The sequence below is a fragment of the Vreelandella halophytica genome, from assembly GCF_968193635.1.
Map to the genome: position 1 here is coordinate 2,987,794 of NZ_OZ309107.1, position 20,863 is coordinate 3,008,656.

The window sequence follows — 20,863 nt, forward strand, 5'->3', positions numbered from 1 at the left end:
GTTATGGGCCGACCCAAGCCGTATCCGCGGATGGCACCTGCCTCGTGCAGCGCTGAAAAGCCTTTCGATGAGTTCGTCGGCGTGAAAAATTAATATCTTTTCTTCGTTTTCATGAAATGCACTTTTCATGCCAATCATTCCAATGCGCTACGCCAAGGCCTATCGACGGTGTGTGTTGGGAAGCAGATGCTTGAGCAGGTATCAACGGGCTGCACCACGGCAAGGCGTATTCAAGCGATGCCTGGTGAAGATGGTGCGCTGCGGGAAAAGGGGTGACCAGACAGAAGAGCATCGACCGAGTGCGGCTTGATCGCCGGGGCTTTATGTATCCGCGGAACTTCTTGATACTAGGCGCTCGCTTCGCCAGCGCCGTAGCACTTTGTCGTGTCGGCGCGCGTGCCATCTGAACTGCAGGAAATCATCATGCCCCGCTACCCCGAGCACCTGACCGGCGAAGGCCCGGTCAATCCTTTCCCCGGTATCAAGGCCCTGGAGCGCCGCCTTGGGCGGGCCATTCCTCATCAGTTGGGCTCCAACGAAGGGCTTGATATGCCGCATCGGGCACTGCGCGCGCACTTTGGTGATGCCCTGACCGAGCACGCCTACCGCTACGGCGATGCCGAAGCCATGGGCGTGCGTACCCGCTTGAGCGCGCAACTGGGTACGCCGCTGGAGCACCTGCTGGTGGACGCCGGGGCGGATAGCCTGATTGCGCTGGCCCTGCGCACCACCTGCGAGGCCGGGGAAACGGTGATTGCGACGGCGGGCACCTACCCGACCTTTGGCTATTTTGCCCGAGGCCAGGACTGTCGGCTGGTCGAGCCGGGCTATCGCGAGGCCCCCGGCGTATTGGCCCCCGACCTAAAAGCGCTGGCCGCCGCCGCCCACCAGGAAGAGGCGCAACTGGTCTACCTGGCCAACCCGGATAACCCCGGCGGCCATCTGCACGACGACGAGGCGATTCTCACCCTTCGCGAAGCGCTGCCGGCTACCTGCTGGCTGTTGCTGGACGAAGCCTATGGCGATTTTCGCGATGACGCGGGCAGCGACTTTGCCGCCCGCGCCCTACCCGGGGTGATTCGCCTGCGTACGCTCTCCAAGGCCCACGGCATGGCCGGGCTTCGTATCGGCTACGCGATTGCCGAGCCCGAGGTGCTTGCGATGATGATGAAGGTGCGTATTCACTACGCGGTGTCGTCGGTCGCGATGGCCGCCGCCGAGGTCGTGCTGGACAACCTCGATGAGGTGCACGCGCACGTAGCGGATGTTAAAGCGCGCCGCGAGCAACTGGCTGAGCACTTTCGCGCCCTGGGGGCGGATGTACTCCCGAGTGCCACCAACTTTGTCGGCATTCGCCTACCAAACGCCGAGTTGGCCGCCACCGTTCACCAGCAGCTACTGGAAGAAGGCGTGCTGGTCGCGCGCCTGGCCCACCCAAAGCTCAATAACGTGATCCGCATTACCGCGGTGGCAGATGCGCTGGTGCCCGGGCGGCTGTCGCCGCTCGAGCAGGCAATCAAAAGCGGTGCCTGATAGTGTCGGCCAGGGCCTTTGCTTGCCTCGTACAAAAAAGGCCCATCGACTAAGCGATGGGCCTTTTGGCAGCGCGGCGAATGGCGCTTAAGCCAGCGGCTTAGGCCAGGCTATAAAGGTCTTCACCGAACTGTACCTGCTGAATGCCGATCAGGATATTGGTGCCTTCATCGGCCCCCGCTACCTGCCACTGGCCGTTACCCGTCTGGACAATCTGGTACTGATCGACCGCCTGGCTAAAGGCGGCGGTGTTGACGCCGCCGTTGCCGATCAGGGTGTCGTTACCGGCGCCGCCGAAGAACCAGTTATCGGCGTCGTTGCCGATGATTTCGTCGTCGAAGTCGGTGCCCACGACGGCTTCGATGACGGTGCCCATCGCAATGGAGACGTTCTTTTCGGCTTGCTCGACGCGATCGAGGCCCACGTATTTGATACCGATATCGCTAAACTGGCCTTCGCGCAGATCGACCCTGGCGCCTACCTGCTGGTTACTCAGGTCGAACGTATCGAAGCCGCCACCATCCCAGATATTCTCGAACACCGGCTCGTCAGCGGAGAAGACGTAGACATCGTCGCCCGCGTTGTAGTCGGTATTGGCGCCATAGAGGTACTGGATGGCCGCCGCGTCGTAGAGCATCGGGCCTTCCGGATTCACGTAGTTGTACGTGTAGCTACCGTTGCCACTCTCTTCGAAGATATAGCCCATGTCGCGGTAGGGGCTATAGGACATCACGCTCAGTTGATAGGTGTCTTCCGAGCCGGGAACGACCACGCCCGAGCCCGACTGCTCAAAGGAGTGCTTCAGCCCCAGGGCGTGGCCGATCTCATGCACCAGCGTATGGAAGTCGTAGGAGCCTTGTGCAAAATCGCTGTTTTGGCTCGCGGTGTTGATCCACACATCGCCGCCCACCTCGCTGACGCTATAATCTACCAGGTTGCCCTGCCAGTCGTTACGGTATTGAGCAATGGAGGGGTAATAAGCCCAGGCGGCGGCGTTATCGGTCACCGCGCCGGAGAAGCCAAAGCGCAGGTCGCCCTGGGTCTGAGCGTTATCCGCCACTTCGACGAAATTGATATTGGCGACATCCGCCCAGGTCTGCAGCGCCAGGCGTACGGCCTGTTGCTGAGCGGCATCGAGCCCCACCAACTGGTTGGGTTCGCCACTGCCGTAGTTGGCCTGCCAGGTACTGGTTCGCACATTGGGAAAACTGTAGGTCAGCGTCACGCCATTACCTGGCCCAACGCCCCACGCCGAACCGCCCAGCAGGGAATCGATCATGTCATCGCCGGAATAGGCGTACGCATCATCGTAGCCGCGGCCACCAAACTGCTGCGTCAGGTTGTAGTCGGAGACGTACTCGCTGCCATTGACGAACTCCACCCCCTCCATGGCCGTCGCTTGCGTGGCGCTCACCTGCGCCTGCGCCGTGTGGTTTTTTGATGCGTCCGCGAAGCTTCGTACTGCGTCTTGAAAATACTTCATTCCTGACTACTCCCCTGCCAAGCATATTGAATAATTAGATGAGTCATTATTGGTCTAAGCCGAAAGGCTTAGACGCTAGCTTAACTTAACTATTCATAGCCGTCAGTTACCCTTTGCCTTTCCTTTGCCCTTCATTTCCTGGCCTGCACGACGTGGCACGGGGAGAATGCAAAAGCCCCGGCCTGAGCCGGGGCTTTTTAAACGCTGCCTCATACGGGCTAACGCCGGGGTACTATCAAGCGTCCGGTAGCGCCGCGATCACCATGATCTCGACCTTCCACTCCGGCCTGGCGAGTTTGGCCTCGGTGGCGGCGCGCACCGGCGGCGTGTTGGCGCCGATCCAGGCTTCCCAGGCGGCGTTCATCTGGTCGAACTCGGCCATGTCGGTGACCCACACCTGGGCGGAGATCAGGTGCGCTTTCGAGGAGCCGGCCTTCTCGAGCAGCTCGTCGATGCGAGACAGTACCTGCTCGGTCTGGCCTTTCATGTCGGCGCTGGCATCGCTCGGTACCTGGCCTGCCAAATAAACGGTGCCGTTGTGGATCGCCACCTGGCTCATGCGGGCGTTGCTGTCGTGATAGGTTACGCTCATGTCTTTTCTCCCAACCGTGATTAAAGATGCTTTGGGATAGTACATGAAGCAGTAGCGGGCGTGTCGAGAAACGCGCCATGGGCAATGGCGCGGGCACGGCGCAAAGGGCTGGCGCCTGAAAGGCTATTTAGCAGGACGTAAAAGTAGTAGGGCGTAAAAAAGGAGGAGTGCGTAAAGCAGCAGGGCATAAAAAAGGGCCTGACGAAAAACGTCAGGCCCTCAAAAGATGGTACCGGTGGCCAGACTCGAACTGGCACGCCTTTTACAGCGGCGGATTTTGAATCCGCTGCGTCTACCAATTCCGCCACACCGGCAATGGCTGGGCATTATACGGAGAATTGCCGCCAGGTCAATCACATCGACTGACTTTGTGATGCGAAAGCGCTATCCTATGGCGCCTGTTTGATCACTGAAAAGAGCTTGCCCATGCAGCGCGCGGACTTCCACTTCGAGCTACCCGATGAGCTGATTGCTCGCTACCCTTCCGAGCAACGTAGCGACTGCCGCTTGTTGTGCGTCGATGCCGAAAACGGCGCGCTCGCGCATCGCCAGTTCACAGAGCTGACCGAGCTTCTGGCGCCGGGCGATCTACTGGTTTTCAACGACACCCGCGTGATCCCTGCCCGCCTGCATGGCCACAAGGCCAGCGGCGGCAAGGTGGAAATGCTTTTAGAGCGCCCGCTGGATAGCCACCGGGGGCTTGCCCACCTGCGCTCGAGCAAGTCGCCCAAGCCTGGCACCGAGCTAATCTTCGAGGGCGACATTCACGCCGTGGTGGAAGCCCGCCATGATGCGCTGTTCGAGCTGCGCTTTTTGGGCGAGACGCCGATGATCGCGCTTCTGGAGCGCCACGGCCATATGCCGCTGCCGCCCTATATCACGCGGGAAGACGAGCTGAGTGATCGCGAGCGCTACCAGACCGTGTACGCCCGCCGCGAAGGCGCGGTGGCCGCCCCGACGGCGGGGCTGCATTTCGATCAGCCGCTGCTGGACGCGCTGGCCGAAAAAGGCGTGGACAGCGCCTTCGTCACGCTGCACGTGGGCGCGGGCACTTTCCAGCCGGTGCGGGTGGACAACATCCTCGAGCACCACATGCACAGCGAGTGGATCGAGGTGTCCGAGGCGACCTGCCAGAAAGTGCGCGACACCCGCGCGGCGGGCAACCGGGTCATCGCCGTGGGCACCACCAGCGTTCGCTGTCTGGAAAGCGCCTGCCAGAAAAGCGCCGATGGCGAGATCGCCCCCTATAGCGGCGAAACCGATATCTTCATCTACCCGGGTTACGAGTGGCGCTGCGTGGATGCGTTGATCACCAACTTCCACCTGCCGGAATCGACGCTTTTGATGCTGGTCTCCGCGTTTGTGGGGTACGCCAACACCATGCACGCCTACCAGGCAGCGGTGGACGAGCGCTACGCCTTTTTCAGCTACGGCGACGCCATGCTGCTGACCCGTTGAGCACGCCTTCTTTTATTAGCGCTTCACCGACGATTATTGACGAGTACGACAATGCGAAATGAATGCTTTATGCGCTTCGAGCGCCTGGCGGAAGACGGCCGCGCTCGGCGCGGGCGCCTGCACTTTCCCCGCGGCACGGTCGAAACCCCGGCGTTCATGCCGGTCGGCACCTACGGCACCGTGAAAGGCATGACGCCGGAAGCGGTCAAGGAGATCGGCGCGGAGATCATCCTGGGCAACACCTTCCATTTATGGCTGCGCCCGGGCACGGAAGTGATCGAAGGCCACGGCGACCTGCACGATTTCGCCCAGTGGGATAAGCCGATTCTCACCGACTCCGGCGGCTTCCAGGTCTTTTCGCTGGGCGAGACCCGCAAGATTACCGAGCAGGGCGTGCACTTTCGCTCGCCGGTAGATGGCAGCAAGGTCTTCATGGGCCCGGAAGAGTCGATGGCCGTGCAGCGCTCGCTGGGCTCGGACGTGGTGATGATTTTTGACGAGTGCACGCCCTACCCGGCCACCTTTGACGAAGCCGAGAAGTCCATGGAGCTGTCGCTTCGCTGGGCCCAGCGCTCCCGCGATGCCCACGGCGATTCGCCTTCGGCGCTTTTTGGTATCATCCAGGGCGGTATGCACCCCGATCTTCGCGAGCGCTCGTTGAAGGGCCTTTTGGAGATCGGCTTCGATGGCCTGGCGATCGGCGGACTTTCCGTCGGCGAGCCCAAGGAAGAGATGATCAAGGTGCTCGACTACCTGCCCACCTGGATGCCGGACGACACCCCCCGCTACTTGATGGGTGTGGGCAAGCCCGAGGATTTGGTGGAAGGCGTGCGCCGCGGTGTGGACATGTTCGACTGCGTGATGCCGACCCGCAACGCGCGTAACGGCCATCTTTTCGTCTCCACGGGGACGGTCAAGATTCGCAACGCCACGCACCGCCACGACACGCGAGCCCTCGATGACGAGTGCGACTGCTATACGTGTAAAAACTTCTCGCGCGCCTACCTGCACCACCTGGATCGTTGCAACGAAATGCTGGGCTCGATGCTCAATACGATCCACAACCTGCGGTTCTATCAGCGCGTCATGGCGGATTTGCGCGCGGCAATCGAAGCGGGTACATTGACCGCCTTTGTGGAAGGGTTTTACGCCCAGCGCGGCCTGCCCGTGCCACCGCTTGCGAATTGATCGCCACGCGCCTTGGCGCGTGGTTTAACCGCTTCACCCATTAACGTCTAACCCAGGAGTTCGCTCGATGCTGGATTTCTTTATCTCCCCGGCGCATGCCGAAGGAGCCGTCGGCGGCGGCGGCGGGATCGCCCAAATCGTCATGTTGGTCGGTTTCGTACTGATTTTCTACTTCCTGCTGTGGCGCCCGCAGGCCAAGCGTGCCAAGCAGCACAAGCAGCTGGTGACCAGCCTGGACAAGGGCGATGAAGTCGTCATCGGCGGCGGCCTGGTGGGCCGTGTGACCAAAGTGTCGGATGAGTTTCTCACCCTGGAAGTGTCCGAAGGCACCGAAGTGAACGTGCAGAAAAACGCCGTGGCCGCGGTGCTGCCCAAAGGTACTATCAAGTCCATCTAATCATTGCCCCACCCTGCCGAACGTGCCAGCCACCCCGGCACGGGTGACATGGTCGATGATGGTAAACGTTGCCGTACGTGGTTCGACCGCGTACGGCAATTCCGTATGTCATTGAAGGCAGGGCTTACATGCTCAACCGTTACCCCCTGTGGAAGTATCTACTGATACTGGTCGTCTTGATCGTTGGCCTTATCTACTCGCTTCCCAATTTATTTCCCGCCGACCCCGCCATTCAGGTAAGCAGCGCCCAGGGCGACACCCTCGACGAACGCGAGATTTCGCGCGTCCAGCAGGCGCTGGCCGATAACGACATCGACGTGACCGGCACCGAACTGCAAAACGGCCAGTGGCTGATTCGCCTGCAAAGCGACGACGACCAGCTCAACGCCCGGGATGTAGCGTCTGAGGTACTCGGGCCCGACGCGACCGTGGCGCTGAACCTGGCCGACGCGACCCCCGGCTGGCTGCAGGCGTTTTCCGCCTCGCCCATGACCCTGGGTCTGGATTTGCGTGGCGGCGTGCACTTTTTGCTGGAAGTGGACATGGACGCGGCCATTACCCAGCGCCTGGAAGTCAACGCCAGCGCCATGCGCGAGCTTCTGCGCGATGAGCGTATCCGCTACCGTAATACCGAAATCGACGGCCAGTCGCTCTCGCTGGACTTTGCAAGCTCGGATGACCGGGACGCCGCAAGACGCTTGATCAGCCGCGAATTCCCCGACTTCGACTACGCAAGTGAAGGCAGCGGCCGCTCATCGACACTGGTGATGTCGATGAGCGATCAAACCGTCAGCGAGATCCAGGACTACGCGGTCAATCAGAACCTGACCACCCTGCGCAACCGGGTGGACGAGCTGGGTGTGGCGGAGCCCATGGTGCAGCGCCAGGGGCCGAGTCAGATCGTGGTCGAACTGCCCGGCATTCAGGATACCGTGGCCGCCAAGCGCATCGTGGGCGCGACGGCGAACCTGGAATTCCGCCTGGAAGCGCGCAACGACACCCCGGACATGGAAACCGAAACCCACGTGTTTCGTAACCAGCCGGGGCGCTCGGCAGAGCTGATGCGCGATGTGATCATCACCGGCGACAGCGTTTCGAGCGCGAGCAACAGCTTCGATGAAAACGGCCGCCCCCAGGTCAACATCAACCTGGACGGCACCGGCGGTACGCTCATGAACCGCGCTACGCGTACCAATATCGGGCGCAACATGGCGGTGCTGTTCATCGAGCACAAAAGCGAAGACACCGTGGTCACCGACCCGGACACCGGCGAAGAGACCATCGAGCGCGAGCCCTACGTGGAGCGCGGCCTGATCAGCCTGGCGACCATCCAGAGCGCGCTGGGTAATAGTTTCCGCATCACCGGGCTGGACTCCCCCACCGAAGCCGCCGAGCTTGCGCTGCTGCTGCGCTCCGGCTCGCTGGCCGCGCCCATCTACTTTGCGCAAGAGCGTACCATCGGGCCAAGCCTGGGCGCCGAGAACATCGAGCGCGGCCTGCTATCGGTACAGATCGGCCTGCTGTTGGTGGTGCTGTTCATGCTGGCCCGCTACAAGGTGTTCGGCGTGTTCGCGACCGTGGCACTGGGTTTGAACCTGACCATGCTGGTCGCGGTGATGTCCATGCTGGGCGCCACGCTTACGCTTCCCGGTATTGCGGGTATCGTACTGACCCTGGGGATGGCGGTGGACGCCAACGTGCTGATCTTCGAGCGCATCCGCGAAGAGCTTAGAAACGGGCTGTCGATTCCCCAGGCGATTCACGCCGGCTACGAGCGCGCCTTTACCTCGATCGTCGATGCCAACATCACCACGCTATTGGTGGCGGTGATTTTGTTCTCGATCGGCACCGGTCCGGTGAAAGGCTTTGCCGTAACGCTCTCAATCGGCATTTTGACGTCGATGTTCACCGCGCTGATGGTGACGCGCGCCATGGTCAACCTGACCTACGGCAGCAAACCCGTCAAAAAGCTATGGATCTAATCACCATGTTCCGGATCCTTGCGCTTCGCCCCGACTTCAAGAGGTGGTCATGAAACCCCTATCACACCTGCAAATCGACTTCATGGGTCGGCGGAAGTTGGCGTTTATCGCCTCCGCCATCATGCTGGTCGTGTCGATCATCGCCATCGCCGTTTTCAACCTGAACCTGGGGCTGGATTTCACCGGCGGCACGCTGATCGAAGTGCGCTACGGCGCAGCGCCGTCGTTGGATGCCGTACGCCAGCTACTGGAAAGCAACGGCTTCCAGGACGTCTCGGTACAAACCTTCGGTGCCTCCACCGAGGTGCTGATTCGCCTACAGCAGGCGTTCGACCCGGACGTCGGTACCGAAGTGGTCGGCCTTTTACGCGAAAGCGGTGACAGCGTTAACCTGATTCGCGCCGAGTTCGTCGGCGCCCAGGTGGGCGATCAGTTGCGCGATCAAAGCGGGATGGGCCTGATGGTGGCGCTCGGCGTGGTCATGCTCTACGTCGCCCTGCGCTTTCAGTACAAGTTCGCCATCGGTGCGCTGCTGGCCCTGGTGCACGACGTCATCATCGTGGTCGGCGTGTTCGCGCTGTTCCAGCTCGACTTCAACCTGACCGTGCTGGCGGCGATTCTGGCGGTCATCGGCTACTCGCTCAACGACACCATCGTGGTTTACGATCGCATCCGTGAATCGATTCGCACCTCGCAGATCGACGATATGCCGCAGATCTTCAACGAAGCGATCAACGCCACGCTGTCACGCACGCTCGCCACCTCCGGCACTACGGTGCTGGTACTGCTGGCGCTGCTGATTCTGGGCGGCGACATGATCCAGAACTTCGCCGTGGCGCTGCTCATCGGCATCGTGGTGGGTACGTTCTCCTCGATCTACATTTCCGGGGCGCTGCTGCTGCCGCTGAAACTCTCGCGGGAAGATTTGATCCCGACGAAGAAAGTGATCGACGAAGAGGAAGAAGAGCTACCGTAACGGCGCTTTTCAACCCCAGGGCTCGACCAAAAAAAGCCCCTGCCGGGAAACCGGCAGGGGCTTTTTACGATTCACGATTCACTATTTACGATTCACCACTCACTATTTACGATTCACCACTCACTATTTACGATTCACCACTCACGATTCACGATTCACGATTCACGATTCACAACTTACGATTCACAACTCACAAACATCAAACGTGCGGCGCCAGCTGCTTGATCAACGCCTTGTAGAGGCGCGGGCCGGCGGCCATCAGCTGGCCTTCGGGCTTGATCGAGGGCTGGCCTTGCAGCGTACCGGTCAAGGCACCGGCTTCTTTTAGCAGCAACGAGCCGACGTGCAGGTCCTGCTCTTCGAGACCGAGCACGAAGAGACTATCCACACGACCGCAGGCAAGCTCGCAGATATCCAGCAGGCCGCTGCCGGTGGCAATCAGCGTGTCGGTTTGCGGGGCCACGTGCTGGGCCACGCTCAAATAAGCGGGAAGGTGGGTATCGCGCAGCCAGGAAGGCGGCAGGCTCATCGCCATGCGGGTACCGGGAAGCGCGGTCGATTTGCTGACGCGCATACGCTTGTCGTTGTGCTGGGCGCCGCTGCCGCGGCTGGCGATGTACTCGTCATCGCCGAAGGGGGAAATCACCACCGCGTGTTCCGGGCGGCCTTTTTTAAGACACACCACGGAAAGTGCAAAGCCTTTACCCGCCACGGACAAGTTGGAGTAGCCGTGAAGCGGTTCGATGTTCCAGACGATGTCGGCGCCGTCGCCTTCGCCCGCCTTGTGCGGGGTATAGCGGCCGCTTACGCCGTGCTGCGGGTAGCCGCGCTGGAGCTGGTGCACCACGGTGGCTTCCGCCTTGCGCGCGGTGTCTTCTAAAAGCCGCTCGAGGTTGGACTCCTCATGAGCGTTTTCGATACGCTCGCGAACGCGTAAAAATTGTTCAACGGCGCTACGCGCAGCGCGCAGCGTAAACTGGACCATCGGATTCATGATCAAACCTTGCACAGTGATGTTAAAGAACGGCGGCACAGAAAGGGTGAACGTGCCTTTGGCGCGCAATTCTAACAGAGCCCCCTCGGGCTTGCTATCGACTCATGATAAACTGCGCGCTTAACGTCACTACCGAGCCTTTTCATGCTTGAGCGCATCCGCATCGTTCTTATCGGCACCAGTCACCCCGGCAATATCGGCGCCGTTGCCCGCGCCATGCACAATATGGGACTCGCGGACCTCCGCCTGGTCGCACCGCGCTGCGAGGTCATCACCCAGGACAGTATCTCCCGCGCCTCGGGGGCGGACCATCTGCTGCACAGCGCCCAGGTGGTGGGCACCCTCGAAGAGGCGGTCGCGGACTGCACGTTGGCCGTCGGCGCTAGCGCCCGTTCGCGCACCCTCCCCTGGCCGATGCTCTCGCCGCGCGAGCTGGGCGATACGCTTTCCACCGAGTGCCGGGCGGATAACGCCCAGGTAGCGCTGGTATTCGGCCGCGAGGACAGCGGCCTGACCAACTCAGAGCTTCAGCGCTGCCACGCCCACGTGCATATCCCCACCAACGCGGACTTCAGCTCGCTGAATTTGGCCGCGGCCGTGCAGGTGATTAGCTACGAATGCCGCGTGGCCTGGCTTGCGGGCCAAGAGGCTTCGCCAGTCGAAAGCGACGATACGCTTGCCACCCATGAAGAGCTCGAGCGCTACTTCGAGCACCTGGAACGCACGCTGATCACCATCGACTTTCACGACCCGGAAAAGCCCCGTCAGCTCATGGCCAGGTTAAGGCGGCTTTACCTGCGCGCGCGGGTCGAAAAATTCGAGATGAACATTCTGCGCGGCGTGCTCACCGCCACGGAAAAAGCGGCGGGCGAAAAGCCGCGCTAAACTGACGCCACGAACTCAAAGGCCGCGGCCCGGGGCGCGACTCTGTCGTGCGCCCGGCGCCCTGGCCTAACGAAAATGCGCTGTTGCCTGAACGAAGGACCCCCCATGTTTGAACGTTTGCGTGAAGATATTAATAGCGTGTTCGACCGCGACCCGGCGGCGCGCAACTTCCTCGAGGTACTCACCAACTACCCGGGCCTTCACGCGCTGCTGCTTCACCGCGGCGCTCACTGGCTCTGGAAGAAAAACCTCAAGTGGCTGGCGCGCACGATTTCGACCTTCGCCCGCGCCCTGACCGGCATCGAGATCCACCCGGGGGCGACCATCGGGCGGCGCTTTTTCATCGACCACGGCATGGGCGTGGTGATCGGTGAAACCGCGCTGGTCGGCGACAACGTGACCCTCTACCAGGGCGTGACCCTGGGCGGCACCAGCTGGAATAAAGGCAAACGCCACCCGACACTAGGCGACGGCGTCATCGTCGGTGCCGGGGCAAAGATTTTGGGGCCGTTCACCGTAGGCGCCGGGGCGAAGGTGGGCTCCAATGCGGTGGTCACCAAGGAAGTACCCGCCGGGGCGACCGTCGTGGGGATTCCCGGCAAGGTCGTTCAGCGCCCGGACCCGGACGTGGAAGCCGCGCCCGAGGTCGACCCGGCCCGGCGCGAGGCCATGTGCCAGAAATTCGGCTTCGACGCCTACGGCGTGAGCCAGGATATGCCCGACCCGGTGGCGCGCTCCATACAGGCGATACTCGATCACATGCACGCCGTCGACGGACGCATGGAGCGCATGTGCGCAACCCTTGGCAAGCTCGACGCCAGCTACCGCGAAGGCCGCCTGCCCGAGCTCAACGACGAGGACTTTGCCGGCGTGCTGGACGAACACGAAACCGGCTGCGAAGGCCTCGAGCCCGAACCCACGACGCCGACGCCCGCATCAAAGACGGACGATACCCGGCGCTAGCCTGGCCCCCCACCCGATAGGCGACCGGAAAGTCGCTGACCATAATAGTTGACCAAAGTACTCGGGATTTCCCATAATGGTCCTCTATTTTTGTCAGTGCGCCCAAGGTTGGCACCGGGATTTCCTATGCGTTTGACCACCAAAGGCCGTTACGCCGTGACGGCGATGCTCGATTTGGCGCTTCACGCCGAGCAAGGCCCCACGTGTCTGAACGATATTTCAAAGCGTCAGGAGATTTCGCTTTCGTACCTGGAGCAGCTTTTTGCACGGCTGCGCCGGGCGGGGCTGGTCAAAAGCGTGCGCGGCCCCGGCGGCGGCTATCTGCTGGTCCGCGAACTCGACGATATCAGCGTCGCTCAGGTGATCGACGCGGTGAACGAAAGCGTCGATGCCACGCGCTGTCAGGGCATGTCGGATTGCCAGCAGGGCGATATCTGCCTGACCCACTACTTATGGTGCGAGCTCTCCGGTCAGATTCGCCAGTTTCTTGATGACGTCACCCTGGGTCAGCTCGCCAAGCGCCCGGACGTCTTGCAAACGGCGACCCGTCAGCGCCACCGCGTCGATGCGAGCATCCTCGCCTCTTCCCAATGATTTAAAACGCCGCTGGAACCCATGACGACGACTTCCGCCCCCCCGCTTCCCGTTTATCTGGACTACGCCGCCACCACACCGGTGGATGAACGCGTGGCCGCTGTCATGCAGCGCTACTTGACGGTGGATCAGCTCTTCGCCAACCCGGCCTCGCGCAGCCATATGCTGGGCTGGCAGGCCGAGCAGGCCGTCGAGCAGGCGCGCCGCCAGGTAGCGGACACGATTGGCGCAGACCCCAGGGAAATCGTCTGGACCAGCGGCGCAACGGAAGCCGACAACCTGGCGCTGACCGGTTTCATGCGCGCCAACCGCGAGCGCGGCATGCACCTGGTGACCTCGACCATCGAGCACAAGGCGGTGATCGATACCGCCAAGGCCCTGGAGCTCGAGGGCTTCGAGGTCACCTGGATCACCCCGGGAAGCGATGGCCGCACCACGCCAGAACAGCTCAAGGCGGCGCTTCGCGACGACACTGTCCTGGTCTCGCTAATGGCGGTGAACAACGAACTGGGCGCGGTCAACGACATCGCCGCACTCGCCAAAACGGCCCACGAATTCGGCGCGGCGTTTCACACCGATGCCGCCCAGGCGGTGGGGCGTATTACGCTCGACGCCGCCGCCCAGGAAGTCGACCTGATGTCGCTTTCCGCGCATAAAACGTATGGGCCGAAAGGAATAGGCGCGCTTTACGTGAAACGCCATCCGGATATTCGTGTCGAAGCGCTTATCCACGGTGGTGGCCACGAGCGTGGTATGCGCTCGGGCACGCTGCCCACCCATCAGATTGCCGGTATGGGCGAGGCGTTTGCATTGATGCGCGAGGTCGGCGAGGCCGACCAGGTCAACATCGCGCGCCTGAACGCACGGTTTTTGAAAGGACTTGAAGGGCTGGGCGGCGTGCACGTCAACGCGGCAAGCGAGCACGCCGTGCCTAACATCGTCAACGTGGCGTTCGAAGGCGTGGAGGGCGAGCCGCTTTTGATGGCGCTGCGCGATCTGGCGATATCCACCGGCTCGGCCTGTAACTCTGCAAGCGTCGAACCCTCTTATGTATTACTGGGCACCGGTATCCCGCGAGAGCTCGCCCACTCATCGCTGCGCTTTAGTTTTGGGCGCTTTACGACCGAACACGAGATCGATCATGCGCTTGGCCTGATCCACCATGCGGTGAGCGGTTTACGCACACCGCCGCGCTAAGGCCGAAACGTTCAAGGAGCATGCCAATGGCAACACTAACGATTACCCAGGACGCCGCTAAACAGATCCGCCACGTGCTCGATGAGCGCGGTCAGGGCCTGGGGCTTCGCGTCGCCGTCAAACCAAGCGGCTGCTCGGGCTATAGCTACGTGCTGGACTTCGCCGACGAAGCGAAAGACGACGAAGTACGCTTTGAAGAGCATGGCGCCAGCGTCTATGTCGACCCACAGGCACTGGAAATGCTCGACGGCAGCGAAGTCGATTACGTCAGCGAAGGCCTCAACCGCTACTTTCGCTTCAACAACCCCAACGTCAAGGATGAGTGCGGCTGCGGCGAGAGTTTCACCGTTTAGCCGAACCGGTATTCATCCCCGCTGGGAGGCGCTATAATCGCGCCCACTTGGCCTGGCGCTTGGCGTCTGCCACGAGATTTTTGCGCCGCTTCATGATGAAGCGGCACTTTCTGTTATATACCCTCTAAGGAGCTACACCATGGCGACCGAACGCACTCTTTCCATCATCAAGCCCGATGCCGTTGCAAAAAACGCGATTGGCGACATCATCGCGCGTTTTGAAAGCGCCGGTCTGCGCGTCGTTGCCGCCAAGATGGTCCATCTTTCCGAAGAGAAAGCGGGCGGTTTCTACGCCGAGCACAAAGAGCGCCCCTTCTTTAAAGATCTGGTCGGCTTCATGACTTCTGGCCCGGTCGTCGTTCAGGTACTGGAAGGCGAAGGCGCCGTTGCCAAAAACCGCGACCTGATGGGTGCGACCAACCCGAAAGAAGCCGAAGCGGGCACTATCCGCGCCGACTTCGCTGAAACCATCGACGCCAACGCCGTTCACGGTTCCGACTCCGCTGAAAGCGCCGAGCGCGAAATCTCTTACTTCTTCGGCAACGACGAAATCTGCCCGCGCTAATCCCGCGCTGGCGTTTCACACGCGTTGCTGGCCATTTTTGCGGGGGTTCGCCCCCGCCCTTTCCAAGCGCTGAGCCATGACCACCACCGTAGCCCAACATACGCCGGATGCGACCGTCGCCTCCAAGTCCTCCTCTGATGCATCCGCTGCACCGGCGCTGCAAAATCTGCTGGGGCTTTCCCGCGCGCAGATGGAAGCGTTCTTTCTCTCGATTGGCGAGAAAAAATTCCGCGCCGCCCAGATGATGAAGTGGATTCACCAGGAGGGCGTCGACGATTTTGCCGCGATGACCAACCTTTCCAAAGCACTGCGCGAAAAGCTCGCCCAGGTGGCGGAAGTTCGTGGGCCGGCGGTGGTGTACGAAGGCACCTCGACGGATGGCACTCGCAAGTGGGTGCTCGAGGTGGAAGATGGCAGCTACGTGGAAACGGTGCTGATCCCGGCGGAAAACGGCAAGCGCCGTACGCTCTGCGTCTCCTCCCAAGTGGGGTGCTCGCTGGACTGCAGTTTCTGCTCCACGGGTAAGCAGGGCTTTCAGCGTAACCTGACCGCCGCCGAGATCATCGGCCAGGTGTGGGTCGCGCAACGCAGCGTCGGCCCGCGCCGCGACACGGCCAACCGCCCGGTGACCAACGTGGTCATGATGGGTATGGGTGAGCCGCTTCTGAATTTCGACAACGTCGTGCCAGCCATGAAGCTGATGCTCGACGACAGCGGTTACGGCCTCTCCAAGCGCCGGGTGACGCTCTCCACCTCCGGCGTAGTCCCCATGCTCGACAAGCTCGGCGACGAGATCGACGTGAGCCTGGCGATCTCGCTGCACGCCGCCAATGACGAGCTGCGCAACGAGTTAGTGCCGATCAACCGCAAGTACAACATCCGCGCGCTTTTGGATGCCTGCCACCGCTACCTGGCCAAGTGCCCGGAAAACCGGCAGGTGACGATCGAATACACCCTGATCAAGGATGTTAACGACCAGCAGGAGCACGCCGAGCAGCTCGCCGATCTGCTCAAGGAACTTGCCTGCAAGATCAATTTGATTCCGTTCAACCCGTTTCCCAACTCCGGTTACGAGAAGCCCTCGCGCAATCAGGTCATGCGCTTTCAGCAGTGGCTTTACGACCTGGGTTACAACGCCACCGTACGCATGACGCGTGGCGACGATATCGACGCCGCCTGCGGGCAGCTCGTGGGGCGTGTGAAGGACCGCACCAAGCGTAGTGCGCGCCATATTCAGTCGGTACAGCTCGACGCCGACTAACGCGCCTTGACTTCCATCCGGCACAGCGCTTTGATGGACCCTGTTTCGACCTGGCATAATGGTCTGATAAACATCGGCGTTTGATAAACATCGGCGGTTGGTTAACATCGACGTTTGATAAAGCCCGTCACCTGAGACGGACCGGCGTCGGGCAGGTAGCGGTTTAACATTCACCCACGAGGGCGTACATGATTGACGGTAGGCGCGCGACCCCCTTTAGAGTATCGATACTGCCCGTGCTGCTGGGTAGCCTGATGCTCGCCGGGTGCGCAACGACCAGCACGCCTTCCTCGCAGCGCACCGGTCAGGACGCTGCCAGCGCCTACAGCGAACTCGGCATTGCCTACCTCGAGCGCGGTAATCTTCCCCGCGCGCTTAACGCCCTCGACCGCGCCCTCGAAGCCGACCCGCAAAATGCCGAGGCACTTCAAGGCATGGCGCTGGTCTATCAGCAACAGGGTGAGAACGCGTTGGCCCAGCGCTATTTCCTAAAGGCCGTCGAGGCGGCGCCCTCTTTTACCCGCGCGCGTAATAACTACGCAGCGTTTTTATACCAGCAGGCCCGTTTCAACGAGGCCTGCGAGCAGTTGGAGCTCGCGTCCCAGGACGCTCAGTACGCCAACCGCGCCCAGCTTTTTACCAATTTAGGGCAGTGCTACGTGGCGTTGAACGATGTCAATCGCGCCCGTGAGCGGTTCGCGCGTGCCCAAAGTATCGACCCGCGAAGTCCGCGCGGGTATTTAATGTTAGCCGAATTGGAAGCTTCTCAGGGCAATTACGACCGCGCCTGGGCACCACTGCAAAGTTACCTGCAGTTGGCCGGCCCCGACCCACAGGCGCTAACACTGGCCGCCACGATTGCCCGCGCCCGCGGCGATGAACAAGCCGCCGCGGATTATCAGCGTCGGTCACTGGACGGCCCAGCGCCCTGATCACCTAATTATTGAAGGATGCTCAGCCATGAGCGACACACATTTAAACGAGAATATAACGACCTCGACCGCTTCGACCGCCTCTCCCGGCGAGCTGCTCAGCAGTCAGCGTGAACAGCTTGGCGTACCGCTCACCGACGCCGCCCTGGCGCTGAATCTGCGCCCCGCCGTGGTCGAAGGGCTCGAGCGCGACCATTACGATGAGATCCCCGTGGTCACCTACCGGCGCGGCTACCTGCGTTCCTACGCCAAATACCTGGGGATGGATGAGCGGGTCGTGCTGGAAGCGTATCAGGCGCGCTTTGGCACCGCCGACGCCGAGCGCAAGGTAACGCCAGTGACGACCTCGCGGCCCCCGTCGCGGGCCGGCGCTTGGCTGTTTAAGCTGGTGACGCTATTAGTGATTGCCGGGCTGATCGGCGTGACGGTGATGTGGTGGCAAAGCCGTGGCGGCAGCGAACCGCCCAGCATGGGTGCCACGCCCTCGTCCGAAGAAGAGAGCCAGTTCGCCACGCCGGAAAACGATGCAGCCGCGGACCTGCCGGACACGCCGGTCTCCTCCCCCGAGCCAAGCGATGCCCAGAACGGCGAAGACGAAGCAAGCGCCGAGCAAGCGCCGGTCAGCGAGCCCGAGCCGGTGCAGCCGTCCGAGACCGCGATCGAATCGGCCCAGACGATTGCCGCCACGCAAGCGGAAGGCGGCGAAGAGCAGGCCCAGACAGACGCCAGGACGATGGCACTGACCTTTAACGAGCAGTCCTGGACCGAAATTTTCGATGCCAACAATCAGCGCGTTTTCGTGGGCCTGCAAACACCGGGCACCACGGCTACAGTTGAAGGCGAACCGCCTTTTCGACTCACCATCGGTAACGCCACCGGCGTGGAACTGATCTACCTGGGCGAGAGTGTCGATCTTGGCCAGCGCGCCGGTGCCAATAACGTTGCCCGATTTACTCTAGGAGAGTGATCCGTCTTATGCACGCCCCTTCTCCAATCAAACGCCGAGTGTCCCGCCAGATCCACGTTGGCAAGGTTCCGGTAGGCGGCGATGCACCGATTGCGGTGCAGAGCATGACCAATACCGACACCCTGGACGTGGACGCCACCGTCGGCCAGATCCAGCAGCTGGAAAAAGCCGGCGCCGATATCGTGCGGGTCTCGGTGCCGGACATGGACGCCGCCGAAGCCTTTGGCCGCATCAAGCAACGCGTTGACGTGCCGCTGGTGGCGGACATCCACTTCGACTACAAGATCGCCCTGCGCGTCGCCGAGCTGGGTGTGGACTGCCTGCGCATCAACCCCGGCAACATCGGCCGGGAAGATCGCGTCAAGGCGGTGGTCAACGCCGCCCGGGATAACGGTATTCCGATTCGTATCGGCGTCAACGCGGGCTCGCTCGAGAAAGACCTGCAGAAGAAGTACGGCGAGCCGACCCCGGAAGCGCTGGTGGAATCCGCCATGCGCCACATCGACTACCTCGACCGGCTCGATTTCCACGATTTCAAGGTCAGCGTCAAGGCCTCGGACGTGTTCATGGCGGTCGCGGCCTACCGGGACCTGGCCTCGCGCATCGAACAGCCCCTGCACTTGGGCATCACCGAAGCCGGCGGGCTGCGCTCGGGCACGGTGAAATCGTCGATCGGCCTTGGCATGCTGTTGATGGATGGCATCGGCGATACCATTCGCGTGTCGCTGGCCGCCGACCCGGTCGAGGAAATCAAGGTCGGTTTCGACATGCTCAAGAGCTTGAAGCTGCGCGCCAAGGGGATCAACTTCATCGCCTGCCCCAGCTGCTCGCGCCAGAACTTCGACGTCATCGACACCATGAACCAGCTCGAAGAGCGCCTGGAAGACGTGATGACGCCGCTCAACGTCTCGGTGATCGGCTGCGTGGTCAACGGCCCCGGCGAGGCCAAGGAGACCGATATCGGTCTAACCGGCGGCTCACCGGCCAACCTGGTCTATATCGACGGTAAACCGGCCAGCAAACTACGCAACGACCACCTGGTCGACGACCTGGAAGCGATGATCCGCGAAAAAGTTCGCCTCAAACAGCAGCAACAAGACGACGTCATCACGCGTAGCGTGTAACGCCGTAAAAGACGGGCAGCCCCGCAAGAGGCTGCCCGTGCTTATAAGGAGTCTTCATTGAGCAAGTCCGGTGCTAAAAAGATTCAAGCCATTCGTGGTATGAACGATCTATTGCCCAGCGAGAGCCCTCGCTGGCAATTTTTTGAGGCGAAGGTGCGCAACCTGATGCAGCGCTACGCCTTCGACGAAATCCGCATGCCGATCGTCGAGCAAACCGCGCTGTTCGCCCGTTCGATCGGTGAAGTGACCGACATCGTCGAAAAAGAGATGTACACCTTCGAGGACCGAAACGGCGACAGCCTGACGCTGCGCCCGGAAGGCACCGCCAGCTGCGTGCGCGCCGCCATGGAGCACGGCCTGCTCTACAACCAGACCCAGCGGCTCTGGTACCAGGGCCCGATGTTTCGCCACGAGCGCCCGCAAAAGGGCCGCTACCGCCAGTTCCACCAGGTCGGTGTGGAAGCCTACGGCTTCGAAGGCCCGGATATCGACGCCGAGGTGATTTTACTCTCGGCGCGCCTTTGGCAGGAACTGGGCCTAAGCGAGCACGTGACGCTGGAGCTCAACTCGCTGGGCTCGCTCGACGCCCGGGCGGCCTACCGTGACAAGCTCGTCGCCTACTTCAACGAGCACCAGGACGTTCTCGACGAGGACTCCAAACGGCGCCTGGAAAGCAACCCGCTGCGTATTCTGGATTCCAAGAACCCGGCAATGGCGGACATGCTCGACGGCGCGCCGCAGTTGATGGATCACCTGGACGAAGCGTCGCTCGAGCACTTCGAGCAGTTGACGGCACTATTGGAAGCCGCGGGTATCAAGTACGTGGTCAACCCGCGCCTGGTGCGCGGGCTGGACTACTACTCGCGCACGGTATTCGAGTGGACCACCACGGCGCTGGGAAGCCAGGGCACCGTGTGTGCCGGCGGGCGCTACGATGGCCTGGTCGAGCAGCTGGGCGGCAAGCCCACCCCGGCGGTGGGGTTTGCCATGGGTATCGAGCGGCTGATTTTGCTGTTGGAAACCCTCGATTTGGTCCCCGCAGAAGCTCTGGGCGGGTGCGATGTCTACTTGCTGGCAATGGACGATAGCGCCACCACCGCCGCGCTGACGCTTGCCGAACGGCTACGCAATGAGCTGCCGGGCCTTGGCCTGCAACTTCACTGCGGCGGCGGCAGTTTCAAAAGCCGCATGAAAAAGGCCGATAAAAGCGCCGCCCGCGTGGTGCTGTTGCTGGGCGAAGACGAAGTGGCCAATCAAACGGTCACACTCAAGTTCCTGCGCGAAGAGCGCGAGCAGCAAACCCTCGAGCAGAGCGCGCTGGTCGACACGCTCGACGCACTCATCGCCCGCTAAGCGCTTGACCATTCAAAGGCCGCAAGGCCCGGTGGGCCAAACCGGCCTACCCACTATGCCAGAACA

Annotated in this window: 20 protein-coding genes and 1 tRNA gene; 17 read left to right on the forward strand and 4 right to left on the reverse strand. The window is 61.6% G+C overall.

The window, feature by feature from the left end:
- The first annotated feature begins 423 nt into the window (after window positions 1–423).
- A complete protein-coding gene (locus ACWHXT_RS13760; protein WP_447956257.1) occupies window positions 424–1,533 on the forward strand; it encodes a pyridoxal phosphate-dependent aminotransferase in 1,110 nt (369 codons plus the stop codon).
- A 100-nt stretch (window positions 1,534–1,633) separates the two neighbouring features.
- Here ACWHXT_RS13760 and ACWHXT_RS13765 read toward each other — a convergent pair whose 3' ends face one another.
- From ACWHXT_RS13765 to ACWHXT_RS13775, 3 genes are all read right to left on the reverse strand, one after another.
- A complete protein-coding gene (locus ACWHXT_RS13765) occupies window positions 1,634–3,016 on the reverse strand; it encodes a M10 family metallopeptidase (RefSeq protein WP_447956258.1) in 1,383 nt (460 codons plus the stop codon).
- 235 nt (window positions 3,017–3,251) lie between these two features.
- Window positions 3,252–3,608, reverse strand: coding sequence for a RidA family protein (locus ACWHXT_RS13770; protein ID WP_447956259.1), 357 nt, complete (start codon window positions 3,606–3,608; stop codon window positions 3,252–3,254).
- A gap of 227 nt (window positions 3,609–3,835) precedes the next feature.
- Window positions 3,836–3,922, reverse strand: a tRNA-Leu gene (locus tag ACWHXT_RS13775).
- Window positions 3,923–4,034: 112 nt separating this feature from the next.
- Here ACWHXT_RS13775 and queA point away from each other — a divergent pair.
- From queA to secF, 5 genes are all read left to right on the forward strand, one after another.
- Entirely contained in the window at window positions 4,035–5,066 is a 1,032-nt protein-coding gene (gene queA / locus ACWHXT_RS13780) for a tRNA preQ1(34) S-adenosylmethionine ribosyltransferase-isomerase QueA (RefSeq protein WP_447956260.1), read from the forward strand.
- 69 nt (window positions 5,067–5,135) lie between these two features.
- A complete protein-coding gene (gene tgt / locus ACWHXT_RS13785; RefSeq protein ID WP_447958053.1) occupies window positions 5,136–6,254 on the forward strand; it encodes a tRNA guanosine(34) transglycosylase Tgt in 1,119 nt (372 codons plus the stop codon).
- Window positions 6,255–6,321: 67 nt separating this feature from the next.
- Entirely contained in the window at window positions 6,322–6,651 is a 330-nt protein-coding gene (yajC, locus tag ACWHXT_RS13790) for a preprotein translocase subunit YajC (RefSeq protein WP_447529712.1), read from the forward strand.
- 128 nt (window positions 6,652–6,779) lie between these two features.
- Entirely contained in the window at window positions 6,780–8,633 is a 1,854-nt protein-coding gene (gene secD, locus ACWHXT_RS13795) for a protein translocase subunit SecD (protein ID WP_447894122.1), read from the forward strand.
- A 49-nt stretch (window positions 8,634–8,682) separates the two neighbouring features.
- Complete coding sequence (gene secF, locus ACWHXT_RS13800; protein ID WP_447926827.1) at window positions 8,683–9,609, forward strand: protein translocase subunit SecF; 927 nt, start codon at window positions 8,683–8,685, stop codon at window positions 9,607–9,609.
- Between the two features lie 199 nt (window positions 9,610–9,808).
- Here the strand turns inward: secF and ACWHXT_RS13805 are convergent, their stop codons facing one another.
- Complete coding sequence (locus ACWHXT_RS13805) at window positions 9,809–10,603, reverse strand: inositol monophosphatase family protein (RefSeq protein ID WP_447894124.1); 795 nt, start codon at window positions 10,601–10,603, stop codon at window positions 9,809–9,811.
- A 144-nt stretch (window positions 10,604–10,747) separates the two neighbouring features.
- On the opposite strand from ACWHXT_RS13805, the gene trmJ reads away from it, so the two are divergent.
- The 11 genes from trmJ to hisS all read left to right on the forward strand — a co-directional run bounded on the left by trmJ (window position 10,748) and on the right by hisS (window position 20,797).
- Window positions 10,748–11,488, forward strand: a complete 741-nt coding sequence (gene trmJ / locus ACWHXT_RS13810) for a tRNA (cytosine(32)/uridine(32)-2'-O)-methyltransferase TrmJ (protein WP_447956261.1) — start codon at window positions 10,748–10,750, stop codon at window positions 11,486–11,488.
- A 75-nt stretch (window positions 11,489–11,563) separates the two neighbouring features.
- Window positions 11,564–12,451 (forward strand): serine O-acetyltransferase, encoded by an 888-nt coding sequence (cysE, locus tag ACWHXT_RS13815; protein ID WP_447956262.1) that lies wholly within the window; start codon window positions 11,564–11,566, stop codon window positions 12,449–12,451.
- A 126-nt stretch (window positions 12,452–12,577) separates the two neighbouring features.
- A complete protein-coding gene (iscR, locus tag ACWHXT_RS13820) occupies window positions 12,578–13,045 on the forward strand; it encodes a Fe-S cluster assembly transcriptional regulator IscR (protein WP_447529719.1) in 468 nt (155 codons plus the stop codon).
- Between the two features lie 21 nt (window positions 13,046–13,066).
- Complete coding sequence (locus tag ACWHXT_RS13825) at window positions 13,067–14,242, forward strand: aminotransferase class V-fold PLP-dependent enzyme (protein WP_447956263.1); 1,176 nt, start codon at window positions 13,067–13,069, stop codon at window positions 14,240–14,242.
- A gap of 26 nt (window positions 14,243–14,268) precedes the next feature.
- Complete coding sequence (locus ACWHXT_RS13830) at window positions 14,269–14,595, forward strand: HesB/IscA family protein (RefSeq protein WP_447529721.1); 327 nt, start codon at window positions 14,269–14,271, stop codon at window positions 14,593–14,595.
- Between the two features lie 139 nt (window positions 14,596–14,734).
- Window positions 14,735–15,160: a nucleoside-diphosphate kinase gene (gene ndk / locus ACWHXT_RS13835; protein WP_447956264.1), complete on the forward strand. Its 426-nt coding sequence runs from the start codon at window positions 14,735–14,737 to the stop codon at window positions 15,158–15,160.
- Window positions 15,161–15,236: 76 nt separating this feature from the next.
- Window positions 15,237–16,421 (forward strand): 23S rRNA (adenine(2503)-C(2))-methyltransferase RlmN, encoded by a 1,185-nt coding sequence (rlmN, locus tag ACWHXT_RS13840; RefSeq protein ID WP_447956265.1) that lies wholly within the window; start codon window positions 15,237–15,239, stop codon window positions 16,419–16,421.
- A 188-nt stretch (window positions 16,422–16,609) separates the two neighbouring features.
- Window positions 16,610–17,353 (forward strand): type IV pilus biogenesis/stability protein PilW, encoded by a 744-nt coding sequence (gene pilW, locus ACWHXT_RS13845; RefSeq protein ID WP_447926832.1) that lies wholly within the window; start codon window positions 16,610–16,612, stop codon window positions 17,351–17,353.
- Window positions 17,354–17,381: 28 nt separating this feature from the next.
- On the forward strand, window positions 17,382–18,320 hold the full coding sequence (locus ACWHXT_RS13850; protein ID WP_447956266.1) for a RodZ domain-containing protein: 939 nt from the start codon (window positions 17,382–17,384) through the stop codon (window positions 18,318–18,320).
- Between the two features lie 8 nt (window positions 18,321–18,328).
- Window positions 18,329–19,444, forward strand: coding sequence for a flavodoxin-dependent (E)-4-hydroxy-3-methylbut-2-enyl-diphosphate synthase (ispG, locus tag ACWHXT_RS13855; protein WP_447926834.1), 1,116 nt, complete (start codon window positions 18,329–18,331; stop codon window positions 19,442–19,444).
- Window positions 19,445–19,501: 57 nt separating this feature from the next.
- The gene (hisS, locus tag ACWHXT_RS13860) at window positions 19,502–20,797 is read left to right on the forward strand and encodes a histidine--tRNA ligase (protein WP_447956267.1); all 1,296 of its coding nucleotides are present in this window, start codon (window positions 19,502–19,504) and stop codon (window positions 20,795–20,797) included.
- Window positions 20,798–20,863: the final 66 nt, after the last annotated feature.